Here is a 12,607-nt window from a genome sequence, read left to right as displayed (position 1 = left end):
TGAGCCGAAGGGATCAGGCGGCGAACGCCAGATCCCCGACGATTTCCATCGCGACCCGGCGGGCGCGAGCATCGAGTGCAAGAGCGCCGGCGCAGGCATCGTCGAAATCGGCATCCGCCCCCGTCTTCGTCATCCGATCAAGGGTTTCGGCGACGACTGCGGCAATATTGAGAAAGGCCAGGTGCCGGTCAAGGAAGGCCAGGGCGGCGACCTCATTGGCGGCGTTGAAGATCGTTGGCGCTCCCCTGCCCGCCTCGAGCGCCTCGCGCGCCAGTCGCAGGGACGGAAACCGCTCCGGATCGGGCGCCTCAAAGGTCAGCCGACCCAGGGCGGCGAGGTCCAGCTTGGGCGCCGGCCAGGCCATCCGGTCGGGCCAGGCCAGGGCGTAGGCGATCGGGGTCTTCATGTCCGGCGGCCCCATCTGGGCCAGGGTCGAGCCGTCAATGAACTCGACCAGGCTGTGAATGATCGATTCGGGGTGGACGACCACATCGATGCGATCGGCCGGCATGTTGAACAGATAGGCCGCCTCGATCATTTCCAGGCCCTTGTTGGCCATGGTGGCGCTGTCGACCGAAATCTTGGCCCCCATGCTCCAGTTCGGGTGAGCGACGGCCTGTTCCGGGGTCATTGAGGCCATGTCAGCGCGCGAGGCCTGGCGGAACGGGCCGCCCGACGCCGTCAGGATCAGTCTGGAGACCCGTTCAGGCGCCTCGGACGGGAAGACCTGGAAGATGGCGGAATGCTCGGAATCGACCGGAATCAACCGGCCTCCGCTCGCCTTGACCCGCTCGATCAGGGCCGAGCCGCAGCAGACGAGACTTTCCTTGTTGGCCAAGGCCAGGGTCGCTCCCGTCGCGGCGGCGGCCCAGGCGGACTTCAGCCCTGCGGCGCCGACGATCGAGGCCATGACAAGATCCACCGGTCGCGTCGCCGCCTCGACCACGGCCGCCTCTCCCGCCGCCACCGCGATGCCGGTCCCGGTCAACGCCGTACGCAGCTCTTCCAGCCTGTTCGGATCGGCCGTGACGGCCACAGCGGGACGCCAGCGGCGCGCCTGTTCGGCCAGCCGCTCGATATTGTTTCCGCCGGTCAGGGCGACGACCTCAAAGGCCCCTGTCCCGGCCGCCTCCGCCTGATCCATCAGGTCCAGAGTCGAGGCGCCGACGGAGCCCGTGGACCCCAGCACAGTCACGCGACGCCGGATCACGTGCCCGCGCCGAAATAGTTGGCCAGGACCCGTCCGACGGCGACGACCACGATGGCGAACATCAGCCCGTCCACCCGATCCATCAGACCGCCGTGTCCCGGAATCAGGTTTCCCGCGTCCTTGACCCCGAACCGCCGCTTCAGAGCAGATTCCCACAGGTCGCCGGCCATGGTCGCCAGGGCGGCGGCGAAGCCGAGCAGCGCGCTCCACTGCATCGAGCGCACGCCCGCCTCGGGCAGGGCCGACATGGCGGCGCCGGCCACAGTGCCCGCCAGCAAGCCGCCTATGAAGCCGGACCAGGTCTTGTTGGGCGAGAACCGCGGCCACAGCTTCGGGCCTCCGACGGCGCTGCCAACCAGGAAGGCCACGATATCCGACGCCCAGGCGACCACGAAGGCCAACGTCACCCAGTAGAAGCCGATCGCCGTGTTCCCGTCCCGCAACCAGATCAGCAGCAGTGCCGGCCAACCGAGGTACAGCACGCCGTAGGCCGCATCGATTCCGGACTGCCCGCGCGCCCTCGCGAACAGGCCTGCCGCAGCGCCGCCGAAAACCAGCAGCACCAGGCTGAAGGACAGGGCCTCGTTCGGATTGGACAGCAGTGTGGCCACCAGCGCCAGGGCGACGGCGGCGGCGACGGCCTTCCAGTCGGACGGAGCGCTCATCCTGGCCCATTCCATGGACAGGACGACACAGGCGATCAGCAGGACGCCGAGAATCCAGGGTCCGCCAAACCAGACGGCCAGCATGGCCAGCGGCGCCAGAACGATGGCCGAAGCGGCGCGCAGGCCCATGTCGCGCACCTTGAACGCCATCAGCTGACCGCGAGCGCCGGCTCGACCGCGATCGCGCCGAACCGTCGGTCGCGCTGCAGGTACTGGTCCACCGCTTCGGCCAAGGCCTCGGCCCCGTAGTCGGGCCACAGCACGTCCTGATAAACCAGCTCGGCATAGGCCGCCTCCCACAGGAGGAAGTTGGACAGCCTCTGCTCGCCCGAAGTGCGCACGATCAAGTCCACGGGTGGTCCGTCCGCAGTGGACAGGCCCAGTCCCAGGGTCGTTTCATCCAGCGGCCCGGTCGCCTCGCCGGCCAGCAACCGATCCACATAGGCCTTGGCCGCATCGACGATGTCCGCCCGGCCGCCATAGTTGAACGCGACCTGCAACAGGAAGCGGCTGTTGTGCGCCGTCGACCGCTCGGCGCGTTCGACGATGGCCGCGATATCGGCGGGCAGTCCGGTCCGGCGGCCCAGGACGCGCACGCGTACGCCCTCCCGCTCCAGCCGGGCCAGATCGCTGGCCACATAGGACCGGACCAATCCCATCAGGTCGGAGACCTCTTCGGCCGGACGCCGCCAGTTCTCGGTCGAGAACCCAAACACTGTCAGGCATTCGATGCCGAAGGCCGGCGCCGCCTGGACGGTGCGTTTCAGCGCCTGCACACCCTCGCGATGACCCATGGCCCGGGGCAGACCGCGAGCCTGAGCCCAGCGACCGTTGCCGTCCATGATCAGTGCGACATGCCGGGGCCCCGCTTCAGGGGCTGGCGCGCCGCCGGAGGGGGCCGTCATCCGATATCCGTTCTGTCGAGGCTTGAGGGAGGCCTCAAACCTGCATGATCTCAACTTCCTTGGTCTTCAAGGTCTCGTCGATGCGCTTGATGGCCGCGTCGGTGTCCTTCTGGACCTCGGTTTCCATCTTCTTCTGCTCATCCTGGCTGATGTCGCCCGCCTTCTCGGCCTTCTTGAGGTCGTCGTTGGCGTCGCGACGCACATTGCGCACGGAGATCTTCTGCGTTTCGGCGTATTTGCCGGCCAGCTTGGCCAGGTCCTTGCGACGCTCTTCGGTCAGGGGCGGCACGGGGATACGCAGGGTCTGGCCATCGACGATGGGGTTCAGGCCCAGACCGGCGGCGCGGATGGCCTTCTCGACCGGTCCGACCATCGTCTTGTCCCAGACGCTGACCGAGATCATGCGCGGCTCGGGCACGCTGATCGCCGCCACGGCGTTCAGCGGTGACGAGGAGCCGTACGCCTGCACCTGAACGGGATCTAGCAGACCAGCATTGGCGCGGCCGGTGCGCAGGCCCTGGAATTCTTCCTTCAGCGAGGACACAGCCTTGTCCATACGGTCGCGATAGGTCTTCAGATCAGGCTTGGCCATCGGGGTCTCCTCATTCTTGGTCTTGTCTCAGGCGGCTTTGGGCGGAGCGTCACTGATCACGGTGAACGTTCCCTTGCCTTTCAGCACCTTGCGCAGTGAATCTTCCTCGCGGATCGAGAACACCACAATCGGAATCTTGGACTCGCGCATCAGGGCAATGGCGGCGGCGTCCATGACCTTCAGGTTCTGCGACAGCACGTCCTGATAGGTCAGGTGGTCGTAGCGGGTCGCGGTCTTGTCCTTCTTCGGGTCAGCGGAATACACGCCGTCCACGGAAGTTCCCTTCAGCAGGGCGTCGCAGCCCATCTCGGCGGCGCGCAGGGCGGCGGCCGTGTCGGTCGTGAAATAGGGGTTGCCGGTGCCGGCGGCGAAGATCACCACCCGCCCCTTTTCCATGTGGCGCACGGCGCGACGACGGATGTAGGGCTCGGCGATCGCGGCCATCGGGATGGCGCTCTGCACCCGAGTATCGACGCCGATCTTCTCCAGGGCGTTCTGCATGGCCAGGGCGTTCATGACGGTGGCCAGCATGCCCATGTAGTCGGCGCTGGCGCGCTCCATGTCCGCGGCCGCCGTCGACAGACCACGGAAGATGTTGCCGCCGCCGATCACCAGGCAGACCTGGGTCCCGCCCTTGACCACCCGGGCGATGGCCGCGGCCACGGTATCGACCGTGTGCATGTCGATGCCATAGCCCTGCTCGCCCATCAGGACCTCGCCCGAGACCTTCAGCAGCACCTTCTTGTATCGCGGGGGGGCGCTGTCAGCAGGCATGGGGGTCTCGTTTCACGGGAATCGGGCGGGCCTTTATAGACGAAGGGCGCGTCCGGCTTCAAAGCCGAACGCGCCCCGATAGTCACGCAGTATGTATGGTTAGACTTTCGGAGCCATCATCGAGGCCACTTCCGAAGCGAAGTCCGGGCCCTCGATCTTCTCCACGCCCTCGCCCAGAGCCAGGCGGACGAAGCCGGCCAGGTGCAGGCCAGGAGCGCCCAGTTCCTTGCCCTTGTCGGCGACCAACTGTTCGATGGTCACATCCGGATTCATCACGAACGGCTGCTTGGTCAGCACCACGTCCCTCTGGAACTTGTTGATCTGGCCTTCCACGATCTTGGCGATCATGGCTTCCGGCTTGCCTTCTTCCTTGGCCTTTTCGGTCAGGACCGAGCGTTCCTTCTCGACGGCGGCCGGGTCCAGATCGTCCGTGTTCAGCGACAGCGGAGCAGTCGCGGCCACGTGCATGGCGATCTTGCGGCCCAGTTCGCGCAGGGCAACCTTGTCGCCGCCGCCGTGCAGGGCGACCAGCACGCCGATGCGGCCGAGGCCCGGAGCCACGGCGTTGTGGACGTAGGAGGCGACGACGCCTTCATCGACCGACAGGCGAGCCGCCCGACGCAGCTGCATGTTCTCACCGATGGTCGCGATCATGTTGGTGACCTCGGCCTGGATGGTGTTGCCGTTTTCCAGCTCGGCGCCGTGCAGGGCCTCAACGGAGTGGTGCTCCAGGCCCTTCTGGGCGAAGGCCTTGGCGGCGTTCTGGAACAGCTCGTTGCGGGCGACGAAGTCGGTTTCCGAGTTGAACTCGATGGCGGCGCCGATTTCGCCCTTGCCGTCTTCGCGGCTGGCGACGGCCACCAGGCCTTCGGCGGCGACACGGTCGGCCTTCTTGGCGGCCTTGGACAGGCCCTTGGCGCGCAGCCAGTCGATCGCGGCGCTGATGTCGCCGTCGGTTTCCTGAAGCGCCTTCTTGCAGTCCATCATGCCGACGCCGGATTTGGCGCGCAGTTCCATGACGAGGGCGGCGGTGATCTCGGCCATTTCTGGTCTCCTGAGGTCTGTATCGAATGCATGAGCGGCCGGGGGATTACCCCGGCCGCATGTCAGTTTTGCGGACGGTCCGGATCGCCGGACCGATCCGATCAGGCTTCGGTCTTCTCGGCTTCGGCTGCCGGTTCCACGGCAGCAGGCTCCGCGGCAGCAGGCTCTTCGGCAGCAGGCTCTTCGGCAGGCGTCTCTTCGCCCGACGCGGCCAGCATTTCCTCGGCGACAGCCTCGGCGCCCTCGGGGGCGAGATCGGCTTCAACCGGGGCCGAGGCCTCGGCCAGCATCGGCTCGACGGGGTTTTCCATCGCGCCCAGGTCGACTCCGGAGTTCGCGGCGCCGGCGGCCAGGCCGTCCAGGACGGCGTCGGCGATCAGGTCGCAATAGGTCTGGATGGCGCGCGCGGCGTCATCGTTGCCCGGGATCGGATAGGTGATGCCGTCGGGGTCCGAGTTGGTGTCCAGGATCGCGATGATCGGGATGTTCAGCTTGCGGGCCTCGAGGATCGCGATCGCTTCCTTGTTGGTGTCGATCACGAACATGATGTCGGGGATGGAACCCATGTCCTTGATGCCGCCCAGGGAAAGCTCCAGCTTTTCCTTTTCGCGCTCGAGGGTCAGCAGTTCCTTCTTGACCCGGCCTTCCCCGCCGCGCTCCAGCAGGCCTTCCAGCTCGCGCAGGCGGGCGATCGAGCCCGACACGGTGCGCCAGTTGGTCAGGGTGCCGCCGAGCCAGCGGTTGTTCATGTAATACTGGGCGCAGCGCTTGGCGGCCTCGGCGACGGGCTCTGCAGCCTGGCGCTTGGTGCCGACGAACAGGACGCGACCGCCCTTGGCGGCGACTTCGCGTACGGCCACCAGAGCCTGGTGGAACAGCGGCATCGTCTGCGACAGGTCGATGATGTGGATGTTGGAGCGCGAGCCGAAGATGTAGCGCTCCATCTTCGGGTTCCACCGGTGCGTCTGGTGGCCGAAGTGGGCGCCTGCTTCGAGCAGGGTGCGCATGGAGAAGTCAGGCAGAGCCATCTTGGAAGTCCTTTTTCCGATTATTCCGCCGCAGACGGTGAAAGGACCGGATGGTCCCTCGGAACGGAGCGCTTCAGGATGTCTCCCCGAAACGCGCCACGCCTGCGTGTGAAGTGGGCGAGCTTCTAGTCCTGGACGCGCGAGAAAGCAACCCTTCCCCGGCGGAAGAGGGTTCGAGCGCACAAGAGCGGATCGTTCATCCTTGCCCGCAGGAGTGAGGAATCCACAGAAAATATATATCCGGGCCGACCTCAGGCATCCTCCAGCATCAGCACCCCGGGCGCCGACTTCAGCGCCCCGCGCAGCGCCCCGTCCAGCCGATAGCGGCCGGGCAACCGCACCTCCACCTCGCGTCGCCCGTCCAACGAGGCGATCAGGGTGACCTCACCGCCCTTTCCTTGCGCCAGGGCCCTGGCCAATCGGACCTGGATCGCCGCCGGATCCGTGGAGCGCGCGGAGACGTGGACCCGCAGTCCCACCGACGCGTCGTCCACCAGCGTCTCCAGCCTGGAACAGTCATCGCCGAAGAACCGCACCTCGCCGTCCGACGACTTCGCCCGAACCCGCACCATCAGGGCAGCGCCCACCTCCAGCAGTTCGCGGCATTTCCTTAACTGTTCCGGCGGGAACAGACATTCGAACTCGCCGGTCGGGTCCGAGAAGGTGACGAAGGCGAACTTCTCGCCGGATTTCTGGCTGGCCCTTTCCTGACGGCGGCGCACAACGCCGGCCATCAGGAAGGCGTCGTGGCCCTGCTCCGCGCGCTGCACCGCCTCGGCGACGAAGGTCACGCGCTTGCGCCGCAGCGCGCCCTCCATGTCCTCCAGCGGGTGGCCGGACAGGTAGAAGCCGACCGCCGACAGCTCCTGATCCAGGCGTTCAGGCCCGACCCAGGGCTCCATGCTCTTGAGCCGGGGCCGCGACGCGCCGGCCTGATCGGCGCCGAACAGCGACACCTGCGACGAGGTCCGGTCCGCCGCCACGCTCTGGCAATAGGCCATCAGGGTGTCGGCCTGTTCGAACAGCTGGCGCCGGTTCGGGTGGATCGAGTCGAACGCTCCAGCCTTGGCCAGGCCTTCCAGCGCCCGCTTGTTGACCGCGCGCGGATCGACCCGCTCCAGGAAATCGAAGATGTCAGCGAACCGCCCGCCGGTCTCGCGCACCTCGACGACATGTTTCATCGCCTCCAGGCCCACGTTGCGGATGGCGCCGAGCGCATAAAGGACCGCCCCCTTGCCCTCATCCCAGCTGACGTCGAAGTCGGCCGAGGAGGCGTTCACGTCGGGCGCACGCACTGGCACCTCGAGCTTGCGCGCGTCCTGATAAAAGACCGCCAGCTTGTCGGTGTTCGACAGGTCGAGCGACATTGAGGCGGCGAAGAACTCGACGGGGTGGTTCGCCTTCAGCCAGCCCGTCTGGTAGCTGATCAGCGCATAGGCGGCGGCGTGCGACTTGTTGAAGCCGTAGCCGGCGAACTTGGCCACGAGTTCGAAGATGGTGTCAGACTGCTGTTCCGGCACGGACTTCTCGGAGGCGCCCGCGATGAAGCGCGCCTTCTGGATGTCCATCTCCTCCTTCTTCTTCTTGCCCATGGCGCGTCGGAGAAGGTCGGCCTCGCCCAGAGAATAGCCGGCCAGGATCTGGGCGATCTTCATCACCTGTTCCTGGTAGATGATGACGCCGTAGGTCTCCGACAGCGTCTCCTGCAGAGACGGATGCAGGTAATCGACTTCCTGTCGCCCGAACTTGCGATCGATATAGGTGTCGATCATCTCCATCGGCCCCGGCCGGTAGAGGGAGATCAGGGCCGTGATCTCCTCGATGGAGCCGCACCGCATCTTGCGCAGGGTGTCGCGCATGCCCTGGGATTCCAGCTGGAACACCCCGACCGTCTGGCCCGAGGCCATCAGCTCATAGGTCGACCTGTCGTCGAGCGGCAGCAGGTTGAAGTCCTGCGCGGCGCCCCTGCGGCTCAGATAGCCGTGCGCCCGGTCCAGCACGGTCAGGGTCTTCAGGCCGAGGAAGTCGAACTTCACCAGACCGGCCGGCTCGACCCATTTCATGTTGAACTGGGTGGCCGGAATGTCCGAGCGGGGGTCCTGATACAGGGGCGTCAGCTCGACCAGCGGCCGGTCGCCGATGACGATGCCGGCGGCGTGGGTCGAGGCGTTGCGGTAAAGCCCCTCGAGTTCCAGCGCCGTCGCCAGCAGATTCGCCACCGCCGGCTCGGCGTCGCGGGCCTCTTTCAGGCGGGGCTCGATCTCGATGGCCTGCGCCAGCGTGGTCGGATTGGCCGGGTTGTTCGGCACCATCTTGCAGAGCCGGTCGACCTGGCCCAGCGGCATCTGCAGCACACGGCCGACGTCGCGCAGCACGGCCCGCGCCTGCAGGGTACCGAAGGTGATGATCTGGGCGACCCGGTCCTTGCCGTAGCGCTCCTGGACATAGGTGATCACCTCCTCGCGCCGCTCCTGGCAGAAGTCGATGTCGAAGTCGGGCATGGAGACCCGTTCGGGGTTCAGGAACCGCTCGAACAGCAGACCGAACCGCAACGGATCCAGATCGGTGATGGTCAGGGCCCAGGCGACCAGAGACCCTGCCCCGGATCCCCGCCCCGGCCCGACAGGAATCCCGTGCGACTTGGCCCATTTGATGAAGTCCGCCACGATCAGGAAATAGCCGGGGAAGCCCATCTGGGTGATGATCCCGACCTCCCACTCTAGTCGCGTCCAGTAGTCGGCCTCGGGCGCCGAGGGCGTGACCAGCTTCAGCCGCGCCTTCAGACCCTCGCGGGCCTGGTGCATCAGTTCGTCGGGCTCGGTGCGGCCGTCTCCGGCGTCGAAGCGCGGCAGGATCGGCGGGTGGGTCTTGACCAGGAAGGCGCAACGGCGCGCGATCTCGATCGTGGTGTCGCAGGCCTCGGGCAGGTCGGCGAACAGGGTCCGCATCTCTGGGGCCGACTTGAAGAAATGCTGGTCGGTGATCCGGCGCCGGTCTTCCTGGCCGGTGAAGGCGCCGTCGGCGATGCACAGCAGGGCGTCGTGCGACTTCGCCTGGTTCTGTTTGGCGTAGTGGACGTCGTTCGTGGCGACCAGCGGCTGGTCGTTGGCGTAGGCCCATTCGACCAGTCCACGCTCGGCGGCGGCCTCGTCTGGCAGGCCGTGGCGCTGCAGCTCGACATAGAAGCGGTCGCCGAACTCCCCGGCCATGGCGGCCAGGGTCGTGGCGGCCTCGCCAGGCTTGTTCTGCACGAGCAGCGGGTCGACGGGGCCGTCAGGGCCGCCGGACAGCAGGATCAGCCCTTCCGAATGGGCGACGACCTTGGCCCAGGGCACGTGCGGCTCCTCGTCGCCCGCATCGAGATAGGCCGAGGACGACAGGGCGCACAGGTTTCGCCAGCCGGTCTCGTTCTGGCATATCAGGACCACGGTCGGGACCTTGGCCCAGCGCTCACCGCGCTTTCCGCCGATGCCGGTGACCGGCAGCGCACAGGCGATCAATGGTTGAACACCAACGCTCTTCGAAGCCTCGGAGAACTCCAGCGCCCCGAACAGATTGACCCGGTCCGCCACGGCCACCGCCGGCATGCCGATATCCGCCGCCAGCCTGCCGACCTTGCCCGCCTTGATCGCGCCTTCAAGCAGCGAATAGGCCGAGCGCACCCTCAGATGGACGAAACCGGTCTCTGCGGGCGTATCGGTGATGGCCTGAACCTCGAGCGCAGGCCGGAGGCGACTCATCTCGCCAACAGGGCGACCTGCCAGACCATCCAGACAAAGCCGCCGCACGATGCAAGCGACAGCGCTTCCCGAACCACTCTTGTCATCGCCTTATCCCCAGATGTATCGTTCTGGTATTGTTCTATGTTGGCAGTTTGTTCTCGTCAACAGGGCGTGAAGCTTGGGCGGCGGCTATTGTGGAAAATCTCGCGTTGGAGGAGGACAGGCATCCGCCCTCCCGGCGGCGCGCGTCAGGAGTATCGGTCATGGCCAAGGGTCAAGTGAAGTCGAACAAGGAAGTCCGCAAACCCAAGGCCGAGAAGCCCAAGCCGGCGGTGTCGGTCGGAACCTCGCCCTTCACCCAGCCGCCCGGCAAAAAATAGGCGCTATTCGTCATCCCCCGGTCTGCGCCGCGAAGGCGTGGGGGGGCGGAGGATGCGAAAGCCAAGGTTACCCCCGCGAGCGTTCGACCGTATCCACGCTGGGATTGGCCCTCAGAGCGGCGATAATACTGGTGGCGTGTTTGGCGTCAGCGACCTCGACGTCGAGGTCCATGTCGAAGAAGTCCGACTGCCGGTGGGCCATCTTCAGGTTCAGGATGTTGCCGCCGGCCTCGCCGATCACTGTGGCGACCTGACCGAGCACGCCCGGCGCGTTCTGGATCGTGGCGCGCAGCCGGGCGGTGCCGACCACCCCCTGTTCGGCCTGCGGCGTCCACTGCAGGTCCTGCCAGACGCTGTCGTCGTCCGCGAAATCGGCCAGCTTCTGGCAGTCGATGACATGGACGGTCAGCCCCTTTTCGGGCTCGAGGATGCCGACGATCCGGTCGCCTGGCACCGGGGTGCAACAAGCGCCGAAATGGATGCTGATGCCCGGCGTCAGGCCTCCGCCGCGCACAAACAGCCTTGCGTGGGCGTCGCCGATCTTCTTGCGATCCGCGCCCGTCGTCAGCGTCCCCTTCAGCGAAGGGAACAGGATCTCGACGACCCGGTTGGCCTGGATCCGTCCCCGGCCGATGGCGTCGAACAGGTCTTCCTGCGTCCCCGTCGCCAGGGTCTCGACCACGACCTTCAGCGACACATCGGCCAACGACTTGCCCGCGCGCGTCAACGCCTGCTCCAGCGTCGTCTTGCCCAGCTTGTAGAATTCGTCCCGCTCCGACGAACGGATATGGCGACGAATCGCCGACCGCGCCCGGCCAGTGACGGTCAGGCTGCGCCAGTCGGCCGGCGCCTCGCGCTTCTTGCCGCGGATGATTTCGACCACGTCGCCGTTCTGGAGCGCCGTACGCATGGGCTTCAGCTCGCCATTGATCTTGACCCCGACGGCCGTGTCCCCGACCTCGGTGTGGACCGCATAGGCGAAGTCCAGCGCCATCCCGCCGCGCGGCAGGGTGATCAGGGCGCCCTTGGGGGTGAAGACGAAGACTTGGTCCAGGTACATCTCGAGCTTGGCGTGCTCGACCCAGTCCTCGCCCCCCTCCCCGTGCTCGATGACCTGCACAAGGTGCCGCAGGTTCTGCAGCGGGTCGCGCCCGCCATCCTTCTCCATCGCCTCCTGGTCAAAGCCATAGGACTGGTTCTTGTAGGCCCAGTGCGCCGCCACCCCGTCCTCGGCCACCCGGTCCATGGCCTCGGTGCGGATCTGCATCTCGATCCGCAGGCCGCCCGGTCCGACGACGGTCGTGTGCAGTGAGCGGTAGTTGTTCGACTTGGGCGTGGAGATGAAATCCTTGAACCGCTCCGGCACCATCGGCCAGGCGCGGTGGATGACGCCCAGGGCGCGGTAACAGTCGTCCTCGAACGCGACCAGAACCCGAAAGCCGTAGATGTCCGACAGGGACGAAAAGCCCACCGACTTGCGCTGCAGTTTCCGCCAGATCGAATAGGGAGTCTTCTGGCGACCATAGACGCGCGCCGCGATGCCGGCCTCGCTGAGCACCTGCTGGATCTCGGCGGCGACGCCTTCGGTGGCGTGGCCGTGTTCGAGCTTCAGCGCCTCCAGGCGCCGCTCTATGGCGGTCCGGGCCGTGGGATTCAGGTGTTCGAACGCCAGTTCTTCCAGCTCGGACGCGATCGAATGGATGCCGATCGACCGGCCCAGAGGCGCGTAGACTTCCAGCGTCTCCCTGGAAATCCGCTCACGTTTCTCCGGCTTGACGTATTTGAGCGTCCGCATGTTGTGCAGACGGTCCGCCAGCTTCACCAGCAGGACACGCACATCCTTGGAGATGGCCAGGATGAATTTGCGCAGGTTCTCGGCCTGGCGCGTATGCTCGGCCTGGAGTTCCAGCCGGCTCAGCTTGGTCACCCCCTCGACCAGCCCTGCCACCTCCTCGCCGAACATGGCCGCGATATCGTCGCGCGTCGCCGAGGTGTCCTCGACCACGTCATGCAGCAGTGCGGTGACGATGGTAGCTGTGTCGAGCTTGTAGTCGGTCAGAATGCCCGCGACCTGGATCGGATGGGCGAAATAGGGGTCGCCAGAGGCCCGCAACTGCGAGCCGTGCATTTTCATCGCATAGACATAGGCCCGGTTCAGCAAGGCCTCGTCGGCGGTGGGGTCATAGGCCTTGACCGCCTCGATCAGTTCGAACTGGCGCAGGACCGGAATGCGTTTCGCCGCCTGCGTTTCCACAGACGGCGAAGCGGTGTCATTGGCAATGATCTT

General features: G+C 66.2%; 10 protein-coding genes. 1 reads left to right on the top strand and 9 read right to left on the bottom strand.

Translation table 11 applies throughout. The annotated features are described in order from the left end of the window. Positions 1-13: 13 nt before the first annotated feature. From dxr to dnaE, 8 genes are all read right to left on the bottom strand, one after another. Entirely contained in the window at positions 14-1,210 is a 1,197-nt protein-coding gene (dxr, locus tag ACP7AU_RS11550; RefSeq protein WP_426051489.1) for a 1-deoxy-D-xylulose-5-phosphate reductoisomerase, read from the bottom strand. Then, entirely contained in the window at positions 1,207-2,025 is an 819-nt protein-coding gene (locus ACP7AU_RS11545; protein WP_426035821.1) for a phosphatidate cytidylyltransferase, read from the bottom strand. Before ACP7AU_RS11545 ends, dxr begins: the two co-directional genes overlap by 4 nt. After that, entirely contained in the window at positions 2,025-2,780 is a 756-nt protein-coding gene (uppS, locus tag ACP7AU_RS11540) for a polyprenyl diphosphate synthase (RefSeq protein WP_426051488.1), read from the bottom strand. The genes ACP7AU_RS11545 and uppS overlap by 1 nt, the downstream gene beginning before the upstream one ends. A gap of 34 nt (positions 2,781-2,814) precedes the next feature. Continuing rightward, positions 2,815-3,372 (bottom strand): ribosome recycling factor, encoded by a 558-nt coding sequence (gene frr, locus ACP7AU_RS11535; RefSeq protein WP_425990829.1) that lies wholly within the window; start codon positions 3,370-3,372, stop codon positions 2,815-2,817. Between the two features lie 27 nt (positions 3,373-3,399). After that, entirely contained in the window at positions 3,400-4,146 is a 747-nt protein-coding gene (gene pyrH, locus ACP7AU_RS11530; RefSeq protein WP_425990831.1) for a UMP kinase, read from the bottom strand. Positions 4,147-4,245: 99 nt separating this feature from the next. Continuing rightward, complete coding sequence (tsf, locus tag ACP7AU_RS11525; protein WP_426051487.1) at positions 4,246-5,190, bottom strand: translation elongation factor Ts; 945 nt, start codon at positions 5,188-5,190, stop codon at positions 4,246-4,248. Between the two features lie 101 nt (positions 5,191-5,291). Next, on the bottom strand, positions 5,292-6,218 hold the full coding sequence (gene rpsB, locus ACP7AU_RS11520) for a 30S ribosomal protein S2 (RefSeq protein ID WP_426051486.1): 927 nt from the start codon (positions 6,216-6,218) through the stop codon (positions 5,292-5,294). 251 nt (positions 6,219-6,469) lie between these two features. Continuing rightward, a complete protein-coding gene (gene dnaE / locus ACP7AU_RS11515; protein WP_426051514.1) occupies positions 6,470-9,922 on the bottom strand; it encodes a DNA polymerase III subunit alpha in 3,453 nt (1,150 codons plus the stop codon). Positions 9,923-10,203: 281 nt separating this feature from the next. Here dnaE and ACP7AU_RS11510 point away from each other — a divergent pair, with 281 nt between their 5' ends. Beyond that, positions 10,204-10,320, top strand: a complete 117-nt coding sequence (locus ACP7AU_RS11510; RefSeq protein ID WP_303695797.1) for a hypothetical protein — start codon at positions 10,204-10,206, stop codon at positions 10,318-10,320. Positions 10,321-10,387: 67 nt separating this feature from the next. Here the strand turns inward: ACP7AU_RS11510 and ACP7AU_RS11505 are convergent, their stop codons facing one another. Beyond that, positions 10,388-12,574 carry a RelA/SpoT family protein gene (locus ACP7AU_RS11505; protein ID WP_426051485.1) on the bottom strand — a complete coding sequence of 729 codons (2,187 nt, stop codon included), beginning with the start codon at positions 12,572-12,574 and terminating at the stop codon, positions 10,388-10,390. Between the last annotated feature and the right edge of the window lie 33 nt (positions 12,575-12,607).

This window comes from Brevundimonas sp. SL161 (assembly GCF_049896985.1).
Classification (GTDB): Bacteria; Pseudomonadota; Alphaproteobacteria; order Caulobacterales; family Caulobacteraceae; genus Brevundimonas.
The sequence above is the reverse complement of the archived record's forward strand: the minus strand, read 5'-3'. Positions and strand labels throughout refer to the sequence as shown.

Excerpts from the sequence above, each read along its gene's own strand:
- ACP7AU_RS11545 (WP_426035821.1), bottom strand. The coding sequence starts at position 2,025 with ATGGCGTTCAAGGTGCGCGACATGGGCCTGCGCGCCGCTTCGGCCATC.
- uppS (WP_426051488.1), bottom strand. The coding sequence starts at position 2,780 with ATGACGGCCCCCTCCGGCGGCGCGCCAGCCCCTGAAGCGGGGCCCCGG.
- frr (WP_425990829.1), bottom strand. The coding sequence starts at position 3,372 with ATGGCCAAGCCTGATCTGAAGACCTATCGCGACCGTATGGACAAGGCT.
- pyrH (WP_425990831.1), bottom strand. The coding sequence starts at position 4,146 with ATGCCTGCTGACAGCGCCCCCCCGCGATACAAGAAGGTGCTGCTGAAG.
- tsf (WP_426051487.1), bottom strand. The coding sequence starts at position 5,190 with ATGGCCGAGATCACCGCCGCCCTCGTCATGGAACTGCGCGCCAAATCC.
- rpsB (WP_426051486.1), bottom strand. The coding sequence starts at position 6,218 with ATGGCTCTGCCTGACTTCTCCATGCGCACCCTGCTCGAAGCAGGCGCC.
- ACP7AU_RS11510 (WP_303695797.1), top strand. The coding sequence starts at position 10,204 with ATGGCCAAGGGTCAAGTGAAGTCGAACAAGGAAGTCCGCAAACCCAAG.